At 67.9% G+C, this 24,521-nt stretch carries 20 protein-coding genes and 4 pseudogenes; 23 read left to right on the top strand and 1 reads right to left on the bottom strand.

Going from position 1 to position 24,521, the window contains the following annotated elements:
- The first annotated feature begins 419 nt into the window (after window positions 1-419).
- The 23 genes and pseudogenes from AC2W7M_RS04035 to AC2W7M_RS03925 all read left to right on the top strand — a co-directional run bounded on the left by AC2W7M_RS04035 (window position 420) and on the right by AC2W7M_RS03925 (window position 22,701).
- Complete coding sequence (locus AC2W7M_RS04035) at window positions 420-785, top strand: NADH-quinone oxidoreductase subunit A (protein ID WP_394017100.1); 366 nt, start codon at window positions 420-422, stop codon at window positions 783-785.
- Window positions 776-1,360 carry a NuoB/complex I 20 kDa subunit family protein gene (locus tag AC2W7M_RS04030; RefSeq protein WP_121625447.1) on the top strand — a complete coding sequence of 195 codons (585 nt, stop codon included), beginning with the start codon at window positions 776-778 and terminating at the stop codon, window positions 1,358-1,360. Before AC2W7M_RS04035 ends, AC2W7M_RS04030 begins: the two co-directional genes overlap by 10 nt.
- A gap of 33 nt (window positions 1,361-1,393) precedes the next feature.
- Window positions 1,394-2,017, top strand: coding sequence for an NADH-quinone oxidoreductase subunit C (locus AC2W7M_RS04025; RefSeq protein WP_486130243.1), 624 nt, complete (start codon window positions 1,394-1,396; stop codon window positions 2,015-2,017).
- 32 nt (window positions 2,018-2,049) lie between these two features.
- Window positions 2,050-3,237 (top strand): NADH-quinone oxidoreductase subunit D, encoded by a 1,188-nt coding sequence (locus tag AC2W7M_RS04020; RefSeq protein WP_486130245.1) that lies wholly within the window; start codon window positions 2,050-2,052, stop codon window positions 3,235-3,237.
- A 78-nt stretch (window positions 3,238-3,315) separates the two neighbouring features.
- Window positions 3,316-3,999, top strand: a complete 684-nt coding sequence (gene nuoE, locus AC2W7M_RS04015) for an NADH-quinone oxidoreductase subunit NuoE (RefSeq protein WP_486130241.1) — start codon at window positions 3,316-3,318, stop codon at window positions 3,997-3,999.
- A 5-nt stretch (window positions 4,000-4,004) separates the two neighbouring features.
- Window positions 4,005-5,305, top strand: a pseudogene (nuoF, locus tag AC2W7M_RS04010) (NADH-quinone oxidoreductase subunit NuoF).
- 4 nt (window positions 5,306-5,309) lie between these two features.
- Complete coding sequence (locus tag AC2W7M_RS04005) at window positions 5,310-5,669, top strand: bleomycin resistance protein (protein WP_486130239.1); 360 nt, start codon at window positions 5,310-5,312, stop codon at window positions 5,667-5,669.
- A 78-nt stretch (window positions 5,670-5,747) separates the two neighbouring features.
- A pseudogene (gene nuoG, locus AC2W7M_RS04000) lies at window positions 5,748-7,827 on the top strand (NADH-quinone oxidoreductase subunit NuoG).
- Window positions 7,828-7,892: 65 nt separating this feature from the next.
- A complete protein-coding gene (gene nuoH, locus AC2W7M_RS03995; RefSeq protein ID WP_486130237.1) occupies window positions 7,893-8,912 on the top strand; it encodes an NADH-quinone oxidoreductase subunit NuoH in 1,020 nt (339 codons plus the stop codon).
- 43 nt (window positions 8,913-8,955) lie between these two features.
- Entirely contained in the window at window positions 8,956-9,444 is a 489-nt protein-coding gene (gene nuoI, locus AC2W7M_RS03990) for an NADH-quinone oxidoreductase subunit NuoI (protein WP_394017109.1), read from the top strand.
- Between the two features lie 176 nt (window positions 9,445-9,620).
- Window positions 9,621-10,247 (top strand): NADH-quinone oxidoreductase subunit J, encoded by a 627-nt coding sequence (locus AC2W7M_RS03985; RefSeq protein ID WP_486130235.1) that lies wholly within the window; start codon window positions 9,621-9,623, stop codon window positions 10,245-10,247.
- 10 nt (window positions 10,248-10,257) lie between these two features.
- Window positions 10,258-10,566 (top strand): NADH-quinone oxidoreductase subunit NuoK, encoded by a 309-nt coding sequence (nuoK, locus tag AC2W7M_RS03980; RefSeq protein WP_121625434.1) that lies wholly within the window; start codon window positions 10,258-10,260, stop codon window positions 10,564-10,566.
- A 4-nt stretch (window positions 10,567-10,570) separates the two neighbouring features.
- The gene (gene nuoL / locus AC2W7M_RS03975; protein WP_486130233.1) at window positions 10,571-12,496 is read left to right on the top strand and encodes an NADH-quinone oxidoreductase subunit L; all 1,926 of its coding nucleotides are present in this window, start codon (window positions 10,571-10,573) and stop codon (window positions 12,494-12,496) included.
- Between the two features lie 4 nt (window positions 12,497-12,500).
- Window positions 12,501-14,012, top strand: coding sequence for an NADH-quinone oxidoreductase subunit M (locus AC2W7M_RS03970; RefSeq protein ID WP_486130232.1), 1,512 nt, complete (start codon window positions 12,501-12,503; stop codon window positions 14,010-14,012).
- A 15-nt stretch (window positions 14,013-14,027) separates the two neighbouring features.
- Entirely contained in the window at window positions 14,028-15,458 is a 1,431-nt protein-coding gene (gene nuoN, locus AC2W7M_RS03965) for an NADH-quinone oxidoreductase subunit NuoN (protein ID WP_486130230.1), read from the top strand.
- A gap of 131 nt (window positions 15,459-15,589) precedes the next feature.
- Window positions 15,590-16,090 (top strand): biotin--[acetyl-CoA-carboxylase] ligase, encoded by a 501-nt coding sequence (locus tag AC2W7M_RS03960; RefSeq protein WP_486130228.1) that lies wholly within the window; start codon window positions 15,590-15,592, stop codon window positions 16,088-16,090.
- A complete protein-coding gene (locus tag AC2W7M_RS03955) occupies window positions 16,057-16,230 on the top strand; it encodes a hypothetical protein (protein WP_486130226.1) in 174 nt (57 codons plus the stop codon). Before AC2W7M_RS03960 ends, AC2W7M_RS03955 begins: the two co-directional genes overlap by 34 nt.
- Before the next feature lie 51 nt (window positions 16,231-16,281).
- Window positions 16,282-17,950 (top strand): annotated as a pseudogene (locus tag AC2W7M_RS03950) (ribonuclease J).
- 40 nt (window positions 17,951-17,990) lie between these two features.
- Entirely contained in the window at window positions 17,991-18,395 is a 405-nt protein-coding gene (gene mce / locus AC2W7M_RS03945) for a methylmalonyl-CoA epimerase (protein ID WP_486130224.1), read from the top strand.
- 4 nt (window positions 18,396-18,399) lie between these two features.
- On the top strand, window positions 18,400-18,672 hold the full coding sequence (locus AC2W7M_RS03940; RefSeq protein WP_486130222.1) for a DUF1467 family protein: 273 nt from the start codon (window positions 18,400-18,402) through the stop codon (window positions 18,670-18,672).
- A 663-nt stretch (window positions 18,673-19,335) separates the two neighbouring features.
- Complete coding sequence (proS, locus tag AC2W7M_RS03935; protein ID WP_486130221.1) at window positions 19,336-20,649, top strand: proline--tRNA ligase; 1,314 nt, start codon at window positions 19,336-19,338, stop codon at window positions 20,647-20,649.
- Window positions 20,650-20,653: 4 nt separating this feature from the next.
- Complete coding sequence (locus AC2W7M_RS03930; RefSeq protein ID WP_486130219.1) at window positions 20,654-21,952, top strand: lipoprotein-releasing ABC transporter permease subunit; 1,299 nt, start codon at window positions 20,654-20,656, stop codon at window positions 21,950-21,952.
- Window positions 21,952-22,701 carry an ABC transporter ATP-binding protein gene (locus AC2W7M_RS03925; RefSeq protein ID WP_486130217.1) on the top strand — a complete coding sequence of 250 codons (750 nt, stop codon included), beginning with the start codon at window positions 21,952-21,954 and terminating at the stop codon, window positions 22,699-22,701. Before AC2W7M_RS03930 ends, AC2W7M_RS03925 begins: the two co-directional genes overlap by 1 nt.
- 71 nt (window positions 22,702-22,772) lie before the next feature.
- Here AC2W7M_RS03925 and pyrG read toward each other — a convergent pair.
- Window positions 22,773-24,400, bottom strand: a pseudogene (pyrG, locus tag AC2W7M_RS03920) (CTP synthase).
- Between the last annotated feature and the right edge of the window lie 121 nt (window positions 24,401-24,521).

The raw sequence follows: 24,521 nt of genomic DNA, 5'->3' as shown, positions 1-24,521 counted from the left end.
GCCGGCCGCTGAGCCGGCCCCGGCGATCGGACGCCGGCGGATCGAGCTGTCATTGTGTCGCACGGCGCGCGACCGCTGGCGGCGCGGCGTCATGCGGCGCCGCCGCCATTTCTGTGGGCGGCCCGCCGCGGCATGGCGTTCGACCGGATTTTGTCGCATCCACAGCCGCGAGGGGCGGCAGCGGGGTGCCGCGTACGGCGATTGCCGCGCCGCAGCACGATGGTGGCAGAGCCATGTCGCGAGCGTGGCGCCGCCGGGGCCAACGGGCCCGGGGGCGGCTTCAGGTTCTAGGCCGAAGCGCGCTCTTGCCTCCCATCTGGCGCTGCGATAAGGCTGCCACGTCGTTTCGAACTCCTCCAACCGAGGCCGGCGCGGTAACGCTTCAGGCGGATCGCCCACGCGCCCCAAGGTGCGGACCAATGAACGCATTGCTCATGGACTACCTGCCGGTGGTCATCTTCATCGGCGTCTCGCTGGTGATAGGCTTGGCCCTGCTGGTGTCGCCCTTCATCGTCGCCTACCAGAACCCGGACCCCGAGAAGCTCTCCGCCTATGAGTGCGGCTTCAACGCGTTCGACGACGCCCGCATGACCTTCGACGTGCGCTTCTATCTGGTGGCGATTCTGTTCATCATCTTCGACCTGGAAGTGGCCTTCCTGTTCCCGTGGGCGGTGACGTTCGGCGGGCTCGGCGATCTCGGCTTCTGGTCGATGATGCTGTTCCTGGGCGTGCTGACGGTCGGCTTCATCTATGAGTGGCGCAAGGGAGCTTTGGAATGGGACTGACCCCTTCAGCCACGGTGCCTGACGTCGAGACCGACCATCAGGGCATCGTCGATCCCTCCACCGGCCGCCCTGTGGGCGCGGACGATCCCTTCTTCCAGGAGATCAGCGCCGAGCTGGCCGACAAGGGCTTCCTCGTCACCACCGTGGACGACCTCATCACCTGGGCGCGCACCGGCTCGCTGATGTGGATGACGTTCGGCCTCGCCTGCTGCGCGGTGGAGATGATGCAGGCCTCCATGCCGCGCTACGACGTGGAGCGCTTCGGCTTCGCGCCGCGCGCCTCGCCGCGCCAGTCGGACGTGATGATCGTCGCCGGCACGCTCACCAACAAGATGGCCCCGGCGCTGCGCAAGGTCTATGACCAGATGCCGGAGCCGCGTTACGTGATCTCCATGGGGTCGTGCGCCAATGGCGGCGGCTACTATCACTTCTCCTACTCGGTGGTGCGCGGCTGCGACCGCGTCGTGCCCGTGGACATCTACGTGCCCGGCTGCCCGCCTACGGCGGAAGCGCTGCTCTACGGCATTCTGCTGCTGCAGAAGAAGATCCGCCGCATCGGAACCATCGAACGCTGAGCCGCCACGCGGTCCAGGACGGGACGTGTCGAGATGGACGAGACGTTGAATGACCTTGCGGGCCACGTCACCGGCGCCGTTGCCGGCGCGGTGAGCGGGTGGACGCTTGCGCACGGCGAATTGACCCTGGAGGTCGAGCCGGCACAGATCGTGAAGCTCGCGACCTTCCTGCGGGACGATCCGGCCTGCCTGTTCCAGTGCATCGTGGACGTGTGCGGCGTCGACTATCCGGCGCGCGAGAAGCGCTTCGACGTGGTCTACCACCTGCTCTCGCTGAAGCAGAACCTGCGCATCCGCCTCAAGGTGGCGACCGACGAGGACACGCCGGTGCCCTCCATCACCTCGGTGTTCCCGGGCGCCAACTGGTTCGAGCGCGAAGCCTACGACCTCTACGGCATCCTGTTCACCGGCCATCCGGAACTGCGGCGCCTGCTCACCGACTACGGCTTCGACGGCCATCCGCTGCGCAAGGACTTCCCGACCACCGGGTTCGTGGAGGTGCGCTACGACGACGGGCTGAAGCGCGTGGTCTACGAGCCGGTGCGCCTGCCGCAGGAGTTCCGCAACTTCGACTTCCTCTCTCCCTGGGAGGGCGTCGAATACGTCCTGCCGGGCGACGAGAAGGCGACGCCGCCCGCGCCGCCCAAGGCCGGGTGAGGGACAAGGCCATGGCACAGACCCTCGACGACATGAAGCCCGTGGACAAGGTCCGCAACTTCCAGATCAATTTCGGCCCGCAGCATCCCGCGGCGCACGGCGTGCTGCGCCTCGTGCTGGAGCTGGACGGCGAGGTGGTGGAGCGGGTGGACCCGCATATCGGCCTCCTGCACCGCGGCACCGAGAAGCTGATCGAGACCAAGACCTATCTCCAGGCGGTGCCCTATTTCGACCGGCTCGACTATTGCGCGCCGATGAATCAGGAGCACGCCTTCTGCCTCGCGGCGGAGAAGCTTCTGGGCCTTGAGGTCCCGCGCCGCGCCCAGCTCATCCGCGTGCTCTATTCCGAGATCGGGCGGCTGCTGTCGCATCTGCTCAACGTCACCACGTTCGCCATGGACGTGGGCGCGCTCACCCCGCCGCTGTGGGGCTTCGAGGAGCGCGAAAAGCTCATGATCTTCTATGAGCGCGCCTCGGGCAGCCGCATGCACGCGGCCTATTTCCGCCCTGGCGGCGTGCACCAGGACCTGCCGCGCCAGCTGGTGGAGGACATCGGCGCCTTCTGCGACCCGTTCCTGAAGCTGGTGAAGGATCTCGACGACCTGGTCACCGAGAACCGCATCTTCAAGCAGCGCACGGTGGACATCGGCGTGGTGTCGCTGGAGGATTGCCTGGCCTGGGGCTTCTCCGGCCCGGTGCTGCGCGGCTCCGGCGCGGCGTGGGACCTCAGGCGCGCGCAGCCCTACGAATGCTATTCCGAGCTGGACTTCGACATCCCGGTGGGCCAGCACGGCGACTGCTACGACCGCTACGTGGTGCGCATGGAAGAGATGCGCCAGTCCACGAAGATCATGAAGCAGTGCGTCGAGCGCCTGCTGAAGGAGAGCGGCCCGGTCCACACCCTGGACCACAAGGTGGCGCCGCCGAAGCGGGCCGAGATGAAGCGCTCCATGGAGGCGCTCATCCACCACTTCAAGCTCTACACCGAAGGCTTCCACGTGCCGGAAGGCGACGTCTATGCCGCGGTGGAGGCGCCCAAGGGCGAGTTCGGCGTCTATCTGGTCTCGGACGGCACCAACAAGCCGTATCGCTGCAAGATCCGCGCGCCGGGCTTCGCCCATCTCCAGGCCATGGATTTCCTGTGCCGCGGCCACATGCTGGCCGACGTCTCGGCGATCCTCGGCTCGCTCGACATCGTGTTCGGGGAGGTGGACCGGTGAGCCGCGCCCCCCGTCTTCGCCTTTCGCTCCGGCGCCCCAGCTGCGCCGCCGCCCGCATTGCCGGCCTGGGAACCTGACATGTCCGTCCGCCGCCTCGCCGCCGAGCAGCCCGACAGCTTCGCCTTCACGCCGGAGCTGGAGGAGATCGCCGTCAAGCTGATCGCCAAGTATCCCGAAGGGCGCCAGGCCAGCGCCGTGGTGCCGCTGCTCTGGGAGACCCAGAAGGTCGCCGGCGGCTGGCTGCCCGAGCCCGCCATCCGCGCCGTGGCGGACCGCCTGGGCATGCCGCACATCCGCGTGCTGGAGGTGTGCACCTTCTACACCATGTTCAACCTGGAACCGGTGGGGAAGTATTTCGTGCAGCTGTGCGGCACCACGCCCTGCATGCTGCGCGGCGCCGAGGACATCAAGGCGGTCTGCCGCAGGAAGATCGGCGAGGAGCGCCACATCACCGCCGACGGCACCTTCTCCTGGCTGGAGGTGGAGTGCCTCGGCGCCTGCACCAACGCGCCGATGGTGCAGATCAACGACGACTATTACGAGGACCTCACGCCCGAGAACTTCGAGAAGCTGCTCGACGATCTCGCCGCCGGCCGTCCGGTGAAGGTGGGGCCGCAGAATGCGCGCCACGGCGCCGAGCCGGAGGGCGGGGCGCGCGTGCTCACCGACCCCGCGCTCTACACCCGCGGATCGAGCGCCAACGGGACCTCGACCGCCGAGGCGCCCGTATCCGGCGACGCCGCGCCGACCCCCGGGGAGTGACGCACATGCTCGCCGACAAGGACCGCATCTTCACCAATCTCTACGGCCTGCACGACTTCGGTCTGGAGGGCGCGCTCAAGCGCGGCAACTGGGACGGCACCAAGGCGATCCTGGAGAAGGGCCGCGACTGGATCATCAACGAGATGAAGGCGTCCGGCCTGCGCGGCCGCGGCGGCGCCGGCTTCTCCACCGGCATGAAGTGGTCGTTCATGCCGAAGCAGTCCGACGGGCGCCCCCACTATCTGGTGGTGAACGCCGACGAATCCGAGCCCGGCACCTGCAAGGACCGGGAGATCATGCGCAACGATCCGCACACGCTGATCGAGGGCTGCCTGATCGCCTCCTTCGCCATGGGCGCGCACGCGGCCTACATCTATATCCGCGGCGAGTACATCTTCGAGCGCAAGCGCCTCCAGGCGGCGATCGACCAGGCCTATGAGGCGCGCCTCATCGGCAAGGACAACATCCACGACTATCCCTTCGACCTCTATCTGCACCACGGCGCCGCGCCTATATCTGCGGCGAGGAAACGGCGCTGCTGGAGAGCCTCGAAGGCAAGAAGGGCATGCCGCGCCTGAAGCCCCCGTTCCCGGCGAACATGGGCCTTTACGGCTGCCCCACTACGGTCAACAACGTGGAGAGCATCGCCGTCGCCCCCACCATCCTGCGGCGTGGCGCGGCCTGGTTCTCGGCCATCGGCCGGCCCAACAATGTGGGCACCAAGCTGTTCTCGCTGGCCGGCCACGTGAACACGCCCTGCGTGATCGAGGAGGCCATGAGCATCCCGTTCAAGGAGCTCGTGGAGAAGCACGGCGGCGGCATTCGCGGCGGCTGGGACAACCTGCTCGGCATCATCCCCGGCGGCGCCTCCTGCCCGGTGATCCCGGCGGAGCAGTGCGCCGACCTCATTATGGATTTCGACGGCACCCGCGCGGTGAAGTCGTCCTTCGGCACGGCGGGCGTGCTGGTGATGGACAAGTCCACCGACATCATCAAGGCGATCGCCCGCATCTCTGCCTTCTTCAAGCACGAGAGCTGCGGCCAGTGCACGCCGTGCCGCGAGGGCACCGGCTGGATGTGGCGCGTGGTGAACCGCATGGCCGAGGGCCGCGCCCAGAAGCGCGAGATCGACATGCTGCTGGAGGTGACGACCCAGATCGAGGGCCACACCATCTGCGCGCTGGGCGATGCGGCGGCGTGGCCGGTGCAGGGCCTGATCCGCCACTACCGTCACGTGATCGAAGAGCGCATCGACCAGTATGCGGCGAACCCGCATCCGGACCCGGTGCCGGTGGCGGCGGAGTAGGGGGATGGCCGCCATCACCCAGATTTGCCCGACCTTCGAGGTGGCCGATCCTGCGGCCGCCGCGGCTTGGTACCGGGACAAACTGGGCTTTGTCGTGAAGTGGATGATGGCCGACTACGCCATCGTCGGCCGCGACGCGGAGGTGGAGATCCATTTCTGGCCACGGCCGGACGGGGCGGCTGCGCACAGTTCGTCCGTCTATGTGCGGCCGGATGACATCGACGCCCTGCATGCCGAGATGGCGGGCGCGGCGGAGGGCGGGCGCATCTCCGAGGTCCAGGACCGGGACTGGGGCATGCGCGAATTCTATGTGTGGGACCCGGACGGCAACCTGTTGCGGTTCGGCGTTCCGATCCCGGGCTGAAGGCTCGGGGTGGTTTGACGGGATGGGCGCGGCCACGGGGCGCGCGCCCGGTCTCACGTTGTTCGGGGAAGTGAGCGGATGGCCAAGATCATCGTCGATGGCACCGAGGTCGATGTGCCCGCCGAGTTCACGCTGCTCCAGGCGTGCGAGGCGGCGGGCGTCGAGATTCCGCGCTTCTGCTTCCATGAGCGCCTGTCCATCGCCGGCAATTGCCGCATGTGCCTCGTGGAAGTGAAGGGCGGGCCGCCCAAGCCCACGGCATCCTGCGCCATGGCGGTGAAGGACCTGCGCCCCGGCCCCAACGGCGAACCGCCCGTGGTGCTCACCAAGAGCCCCATGGTGAAGAAGGCGCGCGAAGGGGTGATGGAGTTCCTGCTCATCAACCACCCGCTGGACTGCCCGATCTGCGACCAGGGCGGCGAGTGCGACCTGCAGGACCAGGCCATGGCCTACGGCGCGGACACCTCGCGCTTCGCCGAGAACAAGCGCGCGGTTGAGGACAAGTATATCGGCCCGCTGGTGCGCACCTCCATGAACCGGTGCATCCAGTGCACCCGCTGCGTGCGCTTCTCCACCGAGGTGGCGGGCGTCGCCGACCTCGGCGCCATCGGCCGCGGCGAGGACATGGAGATCACCACCTATCTCGAGCACGCCATGCGCTCGGAGCTTCAGGGCAACGTCGCCGATTTGTGCCCGGTGGGCGCGCTGACCCACAAGCCCTACGCCTTCCATGCCCGGCCCTGGGAGCTCATCAAGACCGAGTCCATCGACCTCATGGACGCCCTCGGCTCCAACATCCGCATCGACACCCGCGGCCGCGAGGTGATGCGCATCCTGCCGCGCATCAACGAGGCGGTGAACGAGGAGTGGATCTCGGACAAGACCCGCTACGTGTGGGACGGGCTGAAGATGCAGCGCCTCGACCGGCCCTATGTGCGCAAGGACGGCCGGCTGGTGCCCGCCACCTGGAGCGAGGCGTTCGCCGCCGTCGCCGCCAAGGTGAAGGCGGCCGCGCCGGCGAAGATCGGCGCCATCGTCGGCGACCTCGCCAGCGTCGAGGAGGTGTTTGCCCTCAAGGCGCTGATGGACAAGCTCGGCTCGAAGAACATCGACTGCCGCCAGGACGGCGCCGCGCTCGATCCGGCCGCGGGCCGCGCGACCTATGTGTTCAATCCCGGCATCGCCGCCATCGAGGCGGCGGACGCGATCCTGCTGGTGGGCACCGATCCGCGCCACGAGGCGAGCGTGCTCAACGCCCGCATCCGCAAGCGCTGGCGCATGGGCGGCCTCAAGGTGGGCGTCATCGGCCCGCAGGTGGATCTGACCTACTCCTATGAATATCTCGGCGCCGGCCCCGACAGCCTCGCCGACCTCGCCGGCGCCGGCACCTTCGCCGAGACGCTGCGTGCCGCCGAGCGGCCCATGGTGATCGTCGGCCAGGGCGCGCTCGCCCGTCCGGATGGTGCCGCGGTGCTGTCGCTCGCCGCCAAGGTGGCGCTGGCGGCCGGCGCGGTGAAAGGAGGGCTGGAACGGCTTCGCCGTGCTCCACACCGCCGCCGCCCGCGTCGGCGCGCTCGATGTCGGCGCGGTGCCGGGCGAAGGCGGCCTCGATGTCGCCGCCATGTGCGCCCCCGGCGCGCTGGACGTCGTCTTCCTCATGGGCGCGGACGAGGTGGACGTCGCCCCCGGCGCCTTCGTGATCTATCTCGGCACCCATGGCGACCGCGGCGCCCACCGGGCGGACGTGATCCTGCCCGGCGCCGCCTACCCGGAGAAGAGCGGCCTCTACGTGAACACGGAAGGCCGGGTGCAGTTCGCCAACCGCGCCGCCTTCCCGCCCGGCGAGGCGCGCGAGGACTGGGCGATCCTGCGCGCCCTCTCCGAGGTGCTGAAGCAGACCCTGCCGTTCGACAGCCTGATGGCGTTGCGCGCGCTTCTGGTGGAGACCTATCCGCACCTCGGCCACGTGGACGAGGCGCTTGCCGCCGATCCCGCCGCGCTCTCGGCGCTGGCGCAGAAGGGTGGGGCCACCGACAAGGCGGCGTTCGTCTCCGCGGTCGAGGACTTCTACCTCACCAACCCCATCGCCCGCGCCTCGGCCGTCATGGCCGAGTGCTCGGCCCTGCGCCTGGAGGCCGCCGCGGAAGCGGCGGAATAGGGGATGGGCAACGCAACACCTGCTTTCCCGAACGAAGCCGGGGCCGTCATGACGGGATCAAGGACATGAACTGGCAGGACACCCTTATCCAGGTGCTCATCATCCTCGGGCAGAGCCTCGCGCTGCTCGTGGCGCTCCTGATCTTCATCGCCTACATCCTGCTGGCCGACCGCAAGATCTGGGCGGCGGTGCAGCTGCGGCGCGGGCCCAACGTGGTGGGGCCGTTCGGGCTGTTCCAGTCCTTCGCCGACCTCCTCAAATTCGTGCTGAAGGAGCCCACCATCCCGGCGGGCGCCAACAAGGCCGTGTTCCTGCTCGCCCCGCTCGTCACCTGCGTGCTGGCGCTCGCCGCCTGGGCGGTGGTGCCGATCGCCGACGGCTGGGTGATCGCCGACCTGAACGTGGGCGTGCTGTACATCTTCGCCATCTCGTCGCTCGGCGTGTACGGCATCATCATGGGCGGCTGGGCCTCGAACTCGAAGTATCCGTTCCTCGCCTCCCTGCGCTCGGCGGCGCAGATGGTGTCCTACGAGGTCTCCATCGGCTTCGTCATCATCACCGTGCTGATGTGCGCCGGCTCGCTGAACCTCTCCGAGATCGTCGAGGCGCAGAACGGCAAGCTTGGGCTGCTGAACTGGTATTTCCTGCCGCTGTTCCCGATGTTCGTGATCTTCTACGTGTCGGCGCTGGCGGAGACCAACCGCCCGCCCTTCGACCTGGTGGAAGCGGAATCGGAGCTGGTCGCCGGCTTCATGACCGAGTACGGCTCGACGCCCTATCTGCTCTTCATGCTGGGCGAGTACGTGGCCATCCTGACCATGTGCGCCATGGCCACCATCCTGTTCCTCGGCGGCTGGCTCTCGCCGCTGCCGTTCGCCCCCTTCACCTGGGTGCCGGGCCTCGTTTGGTTCGTCATCAAGGTGTGCTTCATGTTCTTCCTGTTCGCCATGGCCAAGGCCATGGTGCCGCGCTATCGCTACGACCAGCTCATGCGGCTCGGCTGGAAGGTGTTCCTGCCGATCTCGCTCGTCGCCGTGGTGGTGGTCGCGGGCGTCCTGCACTTCACCGGGATGGCGCCGAAATGACCCGACCCATCCCTCATCCGCACCGCCTTCCGGGAGAGCGCACATGAAGCTCGATCAGGCCGCGCGCGCCATCTTTCTCACCGAGCTGGTCTCGGGCTTCTTCCTCGCCATGCGCTATTTCTTCAAGCCCAAGGCGACGCTGAACTATCCGTTTGAGAAGGGGCCGCTCTCACCGCGCTTCCGCGGCGAGCACGCGCTGCGCCGCTACCCGAACGGGGAGGAGCGCTGCATCGCGTGCAAATTGTGCGAGGCGATCTGCCCGGCGCAGGCCATCACCATCGAGGCCGGCCCGCGCCGCAACGACGGAACGCGCCGCACCACGCGCTACGACATCGACATGGTGAAGTGCATCTATTGCGGCTTCTGCCAGGAGGCGTGCCCGGTGGACGCGATCGTCGAGGGGCCGAACTTCGAGTTCGCCACCGAGACGCGCGAGGAACTCTATTACGACAAGGAAAAGCTGCTCGCGAACGGCGACCGGTGGGAGCGCGAGATCGCCCGCGCCATCGCCATGGATGCGCCGTACCGCTGAGCAGGCGGGGATCGGCCGGCCTCACGCCGGCCGCGGGGATTGGATCGGTGCCGGGCGTCCTGCGCGGCATCTCGACAGTGGACTTTTGGGATGCGTGAAGGCAATCGATCGACCGGCCGCCGTCCGGCGCCGGCAATGACCGGCGCGGGCGCGCCGCGGGCAGGGGGGCTCGGCGCATGAGTGTCGCGGCAGCGTTCTTCTATCTCTTCGCCTTCGTGCTGATTGCGTCCGCCTTCATGGTGATCTCCTCGCGCAATCCCGTGCACTCGGTGCTGTTCCTCATCCTCGCCTTCGTCAATGCGGCGGGCCTCTTCATCCTCATCGGCGCCGAGTTCCTCGCGCTGATCCTGGTGGTGGTCTATGTGGGCGCGGTGGCGGTGCTGTTCCTGTTCGTCGTCATGATGCTGGACGTCGACTTCGTGGAGCTGCGCCAGGGCTTCCTGCAATATCTGCCCATCGGCATGATCGTCGGCGCCATCTTCCTCGCCGAGCTGGTGCTGGTGCTGGGCGCCTGGGCCACCGGGCCGGGGGTCGCCCAGGCGGTGTCCGCCGCCGCCAACGTGGCGCCCGCCGGCGCCGAGACGGTGAGCAACGTGCGCGCCATCGGCCAGGTGCTCTACACGGACTACATCTACTTCTTCCAGGCGGCGGGCTTCGTGCTGCTCGTCGCCATGATCGGCGCCATCGTGCTCACGCTCCGCCACAAGGCGGGGGTGAAGCGCCAGAGCATCTCCGCCCAGGTGGAGCGCACCGCCAAGACCGCCATCGAGGTGGTCAAGGTGCGCCCCGGCCAGGGCCTTTGAGGGGGCGGCAATGGACATCGGTCTCTCCCACTACCTCACCGTCGCGGCGATCCTGTTCACGCTCGGGACGCTCGGCATCTTCCTCAACCGGAAGAACGTGATCGTCATCCTGATGTCGGTGGAGCTGATCCTGCTCGCCGTGAACATCAACCTCGTGGCCTTCTCGGCCTTCCTCGGCAACCTCACCGGCCAGATCTTCGCGCTGCTGGTGCTGACGGTCGCGGCGGCCGAGGCGGCCATCGGCCTCGCCATCCTCGTGGTGTTCTACCGCAACCGCGGTTCGATCGCCGTCGAGGACATCAACGCCATGAAGGGCTGAGGCCATGTATCAGGCGATCGTCTTCCTCCCCCTCGTCGGCTTCCTCATCGCCGGCCTGTTCGGCCGCTCCATCGGCGCCCGCGCGAGCGAGATCGTCACCACCTCGCTTCTGTTCGTGGCCTGCCTGCTCGCCTGGATCGCCTTTGTCGACGTCGGCTTCTCCGGCCACGACGCGCGCGTGCAGGTGATGAAGTGGATCTATGTGGGCGACCTGAAGATCGACTGGGCGCTGCGCATCGACACCATGACCGCGATCATGCTGATCGTCGTCACCTCCGTGTCCTCGCTCGTGCACCTCTACTCCATCGGCTACATGCACGAGGACCCGAGCCGGCCGCGCTTCTTCGCCTATCTGTCGCTGTTCACCTTCGCCATGCTGATGCTGGTGACGGCGGACAACCTGGTGCAGCTGTTCTTCGGCTGGGAGGGCGTGGGCCTCGCCTCGTACCTGCTGATCGGCTTCTGGTACGAGAAGCCGTCCGCCAACGCCGCCGCCATGAAGGCCTTCGTGGTCAACCGCGTGGGCGACTTCGGCTTCATGCTGGGCATCTTCGCCATCTTCGTGATGACCGGCTCGGTGGCGTTCGAGACCGTGTTCGCCCAGGCGCCCTCGCTCGCCGGCAAGACCATCCACTTCCTCGGCCACCACTGGGATGCGCCGACGGTGATCGCGCTGCTGCTGTTCGTCGGCGCCATGGGCAAGTCGGCCCAGTTCCTGCTGCACACCTGGCTGCCCGACGCCATGGAGGGCCCGACCCCGGTGTCCGCCCTCATCCATGCCGCCACCATGGTGACCGCCGGGGTGTTCATGGTGGCGCGCATGTCGCCCATCTTCGAACTGTCGCCCACCGCGCTCGACATCGTCATGCTGATCGGCGCCACCACCGCCTTCTTCGCGGCGACCATCGGCCTGGTGCAAAACGACATCAAGAAGGTGATCGCCTACTCCACCTGCTCCCAGCTCGGCTACATGTTCGTGGCCATGGGGGCGGGGGCCTATTCCATCGGCATGTTCCACCTGTTCACCCACGCCTTCTTCAAGGCGCTGTTGTTCCTCGGCGCCGGCTCGGTGATCCACGCGATGCACCACGAGCAGGACATGCGCCACATGGGCGGGCTGTGGAAGAAGATCCCTTTCACCTACGGCGTGATGCTGGTGGGCACGCTCGCCATCACCGGCGTGCCGCCCCTCGCGGGCTACTATTCCAAGGACGCCATCATCGAGGCGGCCTATGCCAGCCACAACTACTTCCGGGTCTACGGCTACTGGCTGACCGTGATCGCCGCGGCGCTCACCGCCTTCTATTCGTGGCGCCTGGTGTTCATGACCTTCCACGGCAAGCCGCACGACCACCACCATTACGACCACGCCCATGAGAGCCCGCTGGTGATGACCATCCCGCTGGCGGCGCTGTCGGTCGGCGCGATCTTCGCCGGCATGGCCTTCTACGGCGTGTTCGTCGGCCATGGGGTGGAGCACTTCTTCCGCCACTCCATCTTCATGGGGGCGGAGAACCACATCCTGCACGCCATGCACGACATCCCCGGCTGGGCGGTGTGGGCGCCGACCCTCATGATGGTGATCGGCACCGCCTTCGCGGTCTGGTTCTACATCCTCGACCCCTCGGTCCCGGTGCAGCTTGCCCGCTCGCAGGACGCGCTCTACCGCTTCCTGCTGAACAAGTGGTACTTCGACGAGATATACGACTTCCTGATCGTCAAGCCGACGCTCTGGCTCGGCCGGCTGCTGTGGAAGCGGGGCGACGGCACCATCATCGACGGCCTCGGGCCGGACGGCATCTCCGCGCGCGTCATGGACGTGACGGGGCGGGTGGTGCGGCTTCAGTCCGGCTACCTCTACCACTACGCCTTCGTGATGCTCATCGGCGTCGCGGCCTTCATCACCTGGTTCATGTTCGCCGGAGTGTGACGCGATGACCGGTTGGCCCATCCTCTCCGTCGTCACCTTCCTGCCATTGGTGGGGGCGCTGTTCATCCTGGCGGTGAGGGGCGACAGCGAAGTCACCGCGCGCAACGCCCGCTGGGTGGCGCTGTGGACGACGCTCGTGACCTTCGTCGTGTCGCTGCTGCTGCTGCCGGGCTTCGACCCGGCCGCCCCCGGCTTCCAGTTCGTGGAGAAGAAGGCCTGGCTCGGCGACGTCGCCGCCTACCACATGGGCGTCGACGGCATCTCGCTGCCGTTCGTGATCCTCACCACCTTCCTCATGCCGTTCTGCATCCTCGCCTCGTGGGAGAGCGTGCACAAGCGGGTGAAGGAATACATGATCGCCTTCCTGGTGCTCGAGACCCTGATGGTCGGCACCTTCTGCGCCCTCGACCTCGTCCTCTTCTACTTCTTCTTCGAGGGCGGCCTGATCCCGATGTTCCTCATCATCGGCATCTGGGGCGGGCAGCGGCGCATCTATGCGGCGTTCAAGTTCTTCCTCTATACGCTCGCCGGCTCGGTGCTGATGATGCTCGCCATCATGGCCATGTACTGGCAGGCCGGCACCACCGACGTGCCCACCTTGATGAAGTTCGGCTTCCCGTCCGGCATGCAGACCTGGCTGTGGCTCGCCTTTTTCGCCTCGTTCGCGGTGAAGATGCCCATGTGGCCGGTGCACACCTGGCTGCCCGACGCGCACGTGGAGGCGCCCACCGCCGGCTCGGTGATCCTGGCCGGCATCCTCCTGAAGATGGGCGGCTACGGCTTCATCCGCTTCTCGCTGCCCATGTTCCCGGAGGCGAGCCACTTCTTCGCCCCCATGGTGTTCACCCTCTCGGTGGTGGCGATCATCTACACCTCGCTGGTGGCCCTCGTGCAGGAGGACATCAAGAAGCTGATCGCCTATTCGTCCATCGCCCATATGGGCTTCGTGACCATGGGCATCTTCGCCATGAACGAGGCGGGGCTGCAGGGCGCCATGTTCCTGATGATCTCGCACGGCTTCGTCTCGGGCGCGCTGTTCCTGTGCGTGGGCGTGATCTACGACCGCATGCACACCCGCCAGATCGCCGCCTATGGCGGCCTCGTGCACCGCATGCCGCTCTACGCCACCGTGCTCATGGTGTTCACCATGGCGAATGTGGGCCTGCCGGGCACGTCGGGCTTCGTCGGCGAGTTCCTCACCATGCTCGCCGCCTTCGAGCGCAACACCTGGATCGCCTTCTTCGCAGCCACCGGCGTGATCCTGTCGGCGGCCTATGCGCTGTGGCTCTATCTGCGCGTGATCTTCGGGCCGCTGGAGAAGGACAGCCTGAAGGCCATGGCCGACCTCTCGCCGCGCGAGATCGCGATCATGGCGCCGCTGGTGGTGCTCACCATCCTCTTCGGCGTGTGGCCGGCGCCCATCCTCGACATGACCTCGAGCGCGGTGGGCACGGTGATCGCGCGCACCGACCAGGTGGCGGCGGCGGTGAAGACCGCGCTGCTCCTTCCCTTCTGATCCCGGATGACCGCCATGTCGCAGCTTCTGCCCCCCATCGCCGCGGTCCTGCCCGAGCTGCTGCTCGCGGTGTCGGCCATCGCGCTGATCCTGATCGGCGCGTTCCGCGGGGAGGCCGCGGCGAACCTCGTGACGGGGCTCGCCATCGCCGTGCTCGCGGCGGCGGCGGTCCTGGTGCTGCTCGCCCCCGCCGGCGAGGTGGTGGCCTTCAACGGATCGATGGTGATCGACACCTATGCGCGCTTCATGAAGTTCCTGGCGCTGCTTGGCGCCACCGTCTCGCTGGTCATGGCGGTGGACTGGCTGAACCGGGAGAAGCAGCAGAAGTTCGAATATGCCGTGCTGGTGCTGCTGGCGACGCTCGGCATGTGCATCCTGGTGTCCGCCGGCGACCTGATCGCGCTCTATCTCGGCCTCGAGCTGATGAGCCTCTCGCTCTACGTAGTGGCCGCCATCAACCGCGATTCGGTGCGCTCCACCGAGGCGGGCCTGAAGTATTTCGTCCTCGGCGCGCTCTCCTCGGGCATGCTGCTCTACGGCGCCTCGCTGATCTACGGCTTCACCGGCTCGGTGAACTTCTCGGTCATCGCCACCGTGGTGAAGGAGCCCTCCCTCGGGCTCATCTTCGGCCTCGTCTTCCTGCTGGCCGGCCTGTGCTTCAAGGTCTCGGCGGTGCCGTTCCACATGTGGACGCCGGACGTCTATGAGGGCGCGCCGACCCCGGTCACCGCCTTCTTCGCCACCGCGCCCAAGGCGGCCGCCATGGCGATCTTCGTGCGCGTGACGGCGGAAGCGTTCCCGCACGTCACCCACCAGTGGCAGCAGATCGTCGCCTTCGTCGCCATCGCCTCCATGGTGCTCGGCGCGTTCGCCGCCATCGGCCAGCGCAACATCAAGCGCCTGCTCGCCTATTCCTCCATCGGCCACATGGGCTTCGCGCTGGTGGGCCTCGCCGCCGGCACCGAGCAGGGGGTGCGCGGCGTGCTGGTCTACATGGCCATCTATGTGGCCATGACGCTCGGCTCGTTCGCCTGCGTGCTCGCCATGCGCCGCAAGGGGCAGGCGGTGGAGAGCGTCGACGACCTCGCCGGCCTCGGCACCCGCAACCCGGTGATGGCGCTGCTGCTGGCGGCGCTCATGTTCTCGCTCGCCGGCATCCCGCCGCTCGCCGGCTTCCTCGCCAAGTACTACGTGTTCCTCGCCGCCATCCAGGCCGGCCTGTACTGGCTGGCGGTGATCGGCGTGCTCGCCTCGGTGGTGGGCGCCTTCTACTACCTGCGCATCGTCAAGATCATGTATTTCGACGAGCCGGCGGAGGCGTTCGACCCCATGCCGTCCGAGCTGAAGGCGGTGCTCGGCGTGAGCGGGCTTTTCACGATCTTCTATTTCGTCTATCCCGCTCCCCTCATCGAGGCGGCGGGTGCCGCCGCCCGCTCGCTCTTCTGATCGAATGGCCGCACACGAATTCCAGGGTTCCACGGTTCCCATCGTCCGCTACACCGAGATCGGCTCCACCAATGCCGAGGGGCTCGCGCGCCTTGCGCGCGGCGAGACCATGCCGGTGTGGCTGGTGGCGGATGTGCAGACCGCCGGCCGCGGCGGCGCGGCGTCCCTGGACCTCGGAGGTGGGCAACCTGTTCGCCACCCTGGTGCTGCCGAACCCGGCACCGGCCGCGAACCTCGCCCAATTGTGCTTCGTCGCCGGCCTCGCGCTGCGCGACGCGGTGGCGCGGGCCGCGCCCGACATCGGCGCCGAGCGGCTCAAGCTGAAGTGGCCCAACGACCTCCTGATCGACCGCGCCAAGCTCGCCGGCATCCTGGTGGAGGGCGGCTCCGACGCCTATGGCCGCCCGGCGGCGGTGATCGGCTTCGGCGTCAATTGTCTGCACCATCCGGACGGCCTCGCTTATCCCGCGACCTCGCTTGAGGCCGCGGGCGCCCCGCCGCCCCCGACCGGGTGCTGGAGGCGCTCGACATCGCCATGGCGGCCCGCATCAGCCAGTGGAATGCCGGCGCCGGCTTCCCCGAGATCCGCACGGAATGGATGCGCCACGCCCTCGGCATGGGCGACCAGGTGAGCGTCAAGGTGGGCGAGCGCGAGGTGGTGGGCCGATTCGAGAACATCGACGCGCGCGGCGCCCTGATGCTGAGGCGCAAGGACGGCGTCGCGGAGATCATCACGGCCGGCGACGTCTCCCTCATCAAGCCGGACCTCTAGGGTCCGCAGGTGCGGCGCACGGCGCGCCGCGGGATGGAAACGGCGGAACAGATGGCACATCCCGACGAGTTGGTATTCGCGCCCTTGGGCGGCGTCGGCGAGATCGGCATGAATCTCGCCCTCTACGGTTTCGGCCCGCGCAAGGCGCGCACCTGGCTGGTGGTGGACCTCGGCATGAGCTTCGCCGGCCCCGAGGCGCCGGGCGTCGACCTGGTGCTGCCCGACATCCGCTTCCTGGAGGCGGAGAAGAAGCACATCGCCGGCCTGGTCATCACCCATGGCCACGAGGACCATGTGGGGGCGGTGCTGGACCTGTGGCCGCGCCTGAAGTGCCCGATCTACACCACGCGCTTCACCGCCGGCCTGCTGGAGGCCAAGCGCTCCGGCGAGCCGGGCGCGCCCTCGTCGCTGCCGGTGACGGTGGTGCGTTCGGGCGCGACGGTGGACATCGGGCCGTTCGCGGTGGAGTTCATCCCGGTCGCCCACTCGATCCCGGACAGCCACGCTTTGGCGATCCGCACCGGCGCCGGCCTCGTGGTGCATACCGGCGACTGGAAGCTCGACCCGACCCCGCTGGTGGGCCTGCCCACCGATACCGAGCGCCTGAAGGCGCTGGGCGACGAAGGGGTGCGGGCCCTGATCTGCGATTCCACCAACGCCATCCGCGACGGCGTCTCGCCGTCCGAGGCGGAAGTGGCGGCGTCGCTCACCGAGATCGTCGGCAAGGCGAAGCACCGCGTCGCCTTCACCACGTTCTCGTCCAACGTGGCGCGCGTGCGCGCCATCGCCCAGGCGGCGCGCGCCAATGGCCGCGAGGTCGTGGTGGTGGGCCGGGCGCTGGAGCGCGTCATCGGCGTGGCGCGCGAGGAGGGGCTGCTGGACGGCGTGCCCGCCTTCCGCGGCGCCGACGCCTTCGGCTTCCTCCGCGCGACAAGGTGGTGGCGATCCTCACCGGCAGCCAGGGCGAGCAGCGCGCGGCGCTGCGGCGCATCGCCGACGACGACCACCCCGAGATCGCCCTCTCGCCGGGCGACCTCGTGGTGTTCTCCTCGCGCACCATTCCCGGCAACGAGAAGGTGGTGAATCACATTATCAACGCTCTGGTGCGCCGGGGCGTGGAGGTGATGACCGACCGCGACGGGCTGGTGCACGTCTCCGGCCATCCGCGGCGCGGCGAACTCAAGCAGATGTACGAGATGGTGCGCCCCCAGGTGGCGATCCCGGTCCATGGCGAGGCGCTGCACCTGCACGAGCATGCGAAGCTCGCCAAGAGCCTCGGCGTGCCGGAGGTGGTCACCTGCTATGACGGTCACGTGGTCCGCCTCGCGCCCGGGCCGGCGGAGCGGGTGGACGACGTGCCGTTCGGCCGGCTCTACAAGGATGGCCGCCTCTTGGTGGCCGAGGCCGCCCGCGCCATTCCCGAGCGGCGCAAGCTCTCGTTCGCGGGCGTGGTGTCGGTGTCGGTGGCGGTGGACCGCCATGGCGGCATTGCCGGCGATCCCTCGGTGGAGATCACCGGCATTCCCGAGCGCGGGGAGGGCGGCGTCGACATGCTCGACCATGTGCTCGACACGGTGAGCGCGACCCTGGAGAACCTGCCCAAGGCACGGCGGCGCGATCCCGAGGCGCTCGCCGAGACGCTTGAGCGGGCGGTGCGCGCGGCGGTGAACGCGGTGTGGGGCAAAAGCCCGTTTGCCACGTGCACGTTCTCGAAGTGTGATGGGGGCGCCGGCATCGGCGCGCGGCGCGAGGAGGGGATCATGATCGGACGGCTGAACCACGTGGCCATCGCGGTGCGCGACCTGTCCGCCGCCGCCGCCCTCTATCGCGACACGCTGGGGGCGCAGGTGTCGGAGGCGGTGCCCCAGGTGGAGCATGGCGTCACCACCGTGTTCGTCCATCTGCCGAACACCAAGATCGAGTTCCTGGAACCGCTCGGCGCCGACTCCCCGATCGCGAAGTTCCTGGAGCGCAACCCGGACGGCGGCATCCACCACATCTGCTACGAGGTGGACGACATTCTCGCCGCCCGCGACCAGCTGAAGGCCAATGGCGCGCGGGTGCTCGGCTCCGGCGAGCCGAAGATCGGCGCCCACGGCAAGCCGGTGCTGTTCCTTCACCCGAAGGACTTCAACGGCACGCTGGTGGAGCTGGAGCAGGCGTGATCCCGTGAGCCCGCTGACCTTCCTCGCCATCTATTTCATCGTCTGGTGGGTGACGCTGTTCGCGGTGCTGCCGTGGGGCGTGCGCTCGCAGGCGGAGAGCGCCGACATCACCCCCGGCACCGACCCCGGCGCCCCGGTGCGCCCGCTGCTGCTCAAGAAGCTGATCGCCACCACCGTGGTCGCCGCCATCATCACCGGCGCCCTGATCTATTTCGTCACCAGCGGGCTGGTGTCCATGGACGATTTCCCCATGCCGTTCGACACTCGGCCGCTTTGAGGCGTGCGCCCGCGCGCCCCGGACGCATGCAGCGCCAGCGGAATGCGAGCCGGGGCCCAGCGCAAAAGGTCGCGAAGCGGCTCTTTCCGGCCGACGGCGGGGGTTGGGTGCGGCGGTCGGTTTTGATTGGACCGCTGCGCGGGAGCCTCCGCCGCGCCCCGGATCGGCGCTCCGGCTGCGCCGTCGCGAGCCGGGGCGCGGGACAAAAAACAAAAGGCGAAGACCCGGAAGGTCTCGCCTTTATCGTTCACGGCTCCTGAGCGACGCCGAAAGTCTCAGCCTTCTTCTTGCGTCAAAAGGACGATCCGCAATGCCGATTCCGTGTTGCGCCCCCGCGAGGTGGCCATCGGTCGGCGATTTTGTCGATTCCTCCCGAGACCTGGACCAATTTCACCGGCCAGAGGCTGCGGTGACGATCCCCTTTCTTATGCGGACGCACGTTAGAACAAGAATCTGTCGCTTGTCATCCTTGCGCCGCAATAACCGTTCGCTGCAACGCAATATGTAGGGGCGGGGCCTCGGGCCTTCCCGTCCGGCGTGCAGCCCGGCGGGGCTGGGTCGCGGCGGGGAAAGGTGTGTCGCCACGGGCCATCGCTCTTGTGTTTCGCGGCCGGTTCCGGTTTCTCTGCGCCCCACCTTCCCCTCGCACGCCAGGGACGACCGATGCGCCTCTCCCGTTATTTCCTTCCCATCCTGCGCGAGGTGCCCAAGGAGGCGGAGATCGTCTCCCACCGGCTGATGCTGCGCGCCGGCATGATCCGCCAGGAGGCGGCGGGCATCTATGCCTGGCTGCCGCTCGGCCACCGGGTGCTCAACAAGGTGTGCAACATCATCCGCGAGGAGCAGAATCGGGCCGGCGCCATCGAGATGCTGATGCCCACCATCCAGTCGGCGGACCTGTGGCGCGAGAGCGGCCGCTACGACGACTACGGCAAGGAGATGCTGCGCATCAAGGACCGGCACGAGCGCGACATGCTGTTCGGGCCGACCAATGAGGAGATGATCACCGAGATCGTCCGCGCCTATGTGAAGTCCTACAAGGCGCTGCCGCTCAATCTCTACCACATTCAGTGGAAGTTCCGGGACGAGGTGCGCCCGCGCTTCGGCGTCTACCGCTCGCGCGAGTTCCTGATGAAGGATGCCTATTCGTTCGACCTCGACCAGGCGGGGGCGCGGCATTCCTATAACAAGATGTTCGTCGCCTATCTGCGCACTTTCGCCCGCATGGGGCTCAAGGCCATCCCCATGGTGGCCGACACCGGCCCCATCGGCGGCAACCTTTCCCACGAATTCATCATCCTCGCCTCCACCGGCGAGAGCGAGGTTTTCTGCCACGGCGATTATCTCGACATGGCACCGCCGCCGGCCAGCCTCGACTTCGACGACGCGGCCGGCCTCCAGGGGCTCTTCGACCAGTGGACCAGCCTTTATGCCGCCACATCGGAGAAGCACGACGAGGCGGCGTTCGCCGCCATCCCCGAGGCGCGGCGCATGGCGGCGCGCGGCATCGAGGTGGGTCACATCTTCTATTTCGGCACCAAATATTCCGAGCCGTTCGGCGCCAAGGTCCTCGGACCGGACGGCAAGGAGCACGTGATCCACATGGGCTCCTACGGCATCGGCCCCTCGCGCCTCGTGGCGGCCATGATCGAGGCCTCCCATGACGAGGCCGGCATCGTGTGGCCGGACGCCGTCGCCCCGTTCGACGTGGGCATCCTCAATCTGAAGACCGGGGACAGCGCCACCGATGCCGCCTGCGCCGAGCTTTACGCGACGCTTACCGGCCTGGGCTACGATGTGCTGTACGACGACACGGAAGAGCGCGCCGGCGCCAAGTTCGCCACCGCCGACCTCATCGGCCTGCCCTGGCAGGTCCTGGTGGGGCCGAAGAGCCTCGCGGAGGGCAAGGTGGAACTGAAGCGCCGGGCCGATGGATCGCGCGAGCTCCTGTCGCCCGCCGACCTGGTGGAGAGCTGAAGGCATGAGTGAAGGCCGGGTCGAGACCAGCGCAGCGACCGAGACGACGGGCACGCGGCCCTTCGCCCCCTTCGAATGGATGCTTTCGCTGCGCTACCTCCGGGCGCGCCGCAAGGAGGGCTTCATCTCGGTCATCGCCGGCTTCTCGTTCCTCGGCATCGTGCTCGGCGTGGCGACGCTCATCATCGTCATGGCGGTGATGAACGGCTTCCGCCAGGAGCTTTTGTCCAAGATCCTCGGCCTCAACGGCCACGTGCTGATGCAGCCGCTCGAATCCCCGCTCACCGACTACCAGGCGGTGGCCGAGCGCATCGCCAAGCTCAACGGCGTGCGGCTCGCGGTGCCGCTGGTGGAGGGCCAGGCGCTCGCCTCCTCGCCGTTCGGCGCCTCGGGCGTGCTGGTGCGGGGCATGAGCGAGCAGAATTTGCGCGGCCTGCCCTCGGTCTCGCACCACATCATCTCCGGCACGCTGGAGAATTTCGACCGCGGCCAGGGCCTCGCCATCGGCAAGCGCCTCGCCGACCAGCTCTCGCTGCGGGTGGGCGACAACATCACCCTGGTGGCGCCGCGCGGCGCGGTGACGCCCATGGGCACCTCGCCGCGCATCAAGGTCTACAAGGTGGCGGCGATCTTCGAGATCGGCATGTCGGAGTACGATTCGGCCTTCGTCTTCATGCCGCTGCCGGAGGCGCAGGCCTATTTCAACCGCAACGGCGACGTGAACGCGGTGGAGATCTATATCGACAATCCCGACGACGTGGAGGAACTGCGCGGCGCCATCCAGGCGGCGGCGCAGCGGCCCGCTTATCTCGTCGACTGGCGGCGGCGCAACGCCACCTTCTTCAACGCGCTCCAGGTGGAGCGCAACGTGATGTTCCTGATCCTGACGCTGATCGTGCTGGTGGCGGCGCTCAACATCGTCTCCGGCCTGATCATGCTGGTGAAGGACAAGGGCCACGACATCGCCATCCTGCGCACCATGGGCGCGACGCAGGGGGCGATCATGCGGGTGTTCCTGATCACCGGCGCCGCCATCGGCGTGGTGGGAACCTTCGTCGGGCTGATCCTCGGCGTCGTGGTGTGCCTCAACATCGAGACCATCCGCCAGTTCATCTCCTGGCTCACCGCCACCGAGCTGTTTTCGCCGGAACTCTATTATCTCAGCCGCCTGCCGGCGCAGATGAACCTCGGCGAGACCACCTCGGTGGTCATCATGGCGCTGGTGCTGTCGCTGCTCGCCACGCTCTATCCCTCCTGGCGGGCCGCCCGGCTCGATCCGGTCGAAGCCCTGAGGTACGAGTGATGGACCACACGGTGGAGACCCGGGGGCCGCTGCCGGTTCCGCCCGGAGCGCCGGGCGGCGGCGAGAAGCGCGAGCCGGCGCTGCTGCTCGCCGGCGTCAAGCGGCGCTACGCCCAGGGGGCGCAGGCGCTGGAAATCCTGCGCGGGGTGGACCTGAAGGTCGCGCCGGGCCAGTCGGTGGCGCTGGTGGCGCCCTCCGGCTCGGGCAAGTCCACGCTGCTGCACATCGCCGGCCTGTTGGAGCATTCCGACGAGGGCGAGGTGTTCATCGCCGGCACGTCCACGGCGCGGCTTCCCGACGGCGAGCGCACGCGCCTGCGGCGCCTCAATATCGGCTTCATCTACCAGTTCCACCATCTGCTCGGCGAGTTCTCGGCGCTCGAGAACGTCGCCATGCCGCAGATGATCCGCGGCCTCTCGCGCGCCAAGGCGGAGGAGCGGGCGAAGGAGATGCTGACCTATCTCGGCCTCGCCGCGCGCCTCACGCACCGGCCTTCCGAACTCTCCGGCGGCGAGCAGCAGCGCGTCGCCATCGCCCGCGCGCTCGCCAACGCCCCGCGCCTGCTGCTGGCGGACGAGCCCACCGGCAATCTCGACCCCAAGACGTCGGACCATGTCTTCGGCGCGCTCACCGAGCTGGTGCGCGCCACCGGCGTCGCGGCGCTGATCGCCACCCACAATCTGGAGCTGGCGAGCCGCATGGACCGGCGCGTCACGCTGCGCGAGGGCAGGGTGGTGGAATTGGCCTGAGCGCTGCGGCGCGCCGTCCAAGCGCAGACGGGCAGGGGACCGATCGGCGCCCGCAAGCCCGCCCCTCGCGCTCACACCAGCCGGCTCTGGTCCTTCGCCGCGCCCACGAACGAGGCGAACAGGGGGTGCGGCTCGAACGGGCGCGACTTCAGTTCGGGATGGAACTGCACGCCGATGAACCAGGGATGGTTGGAATATTCCACGATCTCCGGCAGCAGCCCGTCCGGCGACATGCCGGAAAACTTCAGGCCGTGCGCCTCCAGCTGCGCGCGATAGGCGGTGTTCACCTCGTAGCGGTGGCGGTGGCGCTCGAAGATGTCGCGCTTGCCATAGACGCCCTCCACCCGGCTGCCGCTCTCCAGGTGCGCCGGATAGGCGCCGAGGCGCATGGTGCCGCCGAGGTCGCCGGCCGCGTTGCGCTTCTCCAGCTCGTTGCCGCGCATCCATTCGGTCAAAAGGCCCACCACCGGCTCGTTGGTGGGACCGAACTCGGTGGAATTGGCTGCCGCGACGCCGGCGAGGTTCCGCGCCGCCTCGATCACCGCCATCTGCATGCCGAAGCAGATGCCGAAATAGGGCACCGCGCGCTCGCGGGCGAACTGGGCCGCGCGGATTTTGCCCTCGGCGCCGCGCTGGCCGAAGCCGCCGGGCACGAGGATGCCGTGCACGTGCTCCAGGAACGGCGCCGGATCCTCGCGCTCGAAGGTCTCGCTCTCGATCCAGTCGAGATTGACCTTCACCTTGTTGGCGATGCCGCCATGGGCGAGCGCCTCGATCAGCGACTTGTAGGCGTCCTTGAGGCCCGTGTACTTGCCGACGATGGCGATGGTGACCTCGCCCTCGGGGTTGCGCACCCGGTCCTCGATGGTGTGCCAGCGCGCAAGGTTCGGCGCGGCGCCGGCTCGATGTGGAAGGCGGCCAGCACCTCCTTGTCGAGGCCTTCCGCGTGATAGGCGGACGGCACGGCATAGATGTTGTCCACGTCCCGCGCCTCGATCACCGCGCTTTCCCGCACGTTGCAGAACAGCGAGAGCTTGCGGCGCTCCTCGCGCGGGATCTCGCGGTCGGTGCGGCACAGCAGGATGTCGGGCTGGATGCCGATGGAGCGCAGCTCCTTCACGGAGTGCTGGGTGGGCTTGGTCTTCAGCTCGCCGGCGGAGGGGATGAAGGGCAGGAGCGTGAGGTGGATGAAGATGGCGTGGCCGCGCGGCAGCTCGTTCTTCAGCTGGCGGGTGGCTTCGAAGAAGGGCAGGCCCTCGATGTCGCCCACCGTGCCGCCAACCTCGATCAGCACGAAGTCGAAGCCCTCGTTGCCCTCCAGGACGAAGTCCTTGATGGCGTTGGTGACGTGGGGGATGACCTGGATGGTGGCGCCGAGATAGTCGCCACGGCGCTCCTTGGTCAGGATGTCCTGATAGATGCGCCCGGTGGTGATGTTGTCCTGCCGGGTCGCCGGATGGCCGGTGAACCGCTCGTAGTGCCCGAGGTCGAGGTCGGTCTCGGCGCCATCGTCGGTGACGAATACCTCGCCGTGCTGGTACGGGCTCATGGTGCCCGGATCCACGTTGAGATACGGGTCGAGCTTGCGCAGGCGGACCGTGTATCCGCGCGCCTGGAGCAGAGCGCCCAGCGCCGCGGAGGCGAGGCCCTTGCCGAGGGAGGACACGACGCCGCCTGTGATGAAGATGTAGCGCGCCATGGGCGAGACCTTTCCCCACCAGGCGTTCCGCTACGGCCGCAATGCGTTCGCGCTGCAGTTCCACCCCGAGGTCACGCGCGAGATGATGTCGGTGTGGATCGTGCGCGGCGCCCACCGCTTC

Source organism: Xanthobacter sp. BG11Y11_SDJG (assembly GCF_057364445.1).
Note: the sequence above shows the minus strand (reverse complement) of the source record. Positions and strands in the feature narration are given on the sequence as shown.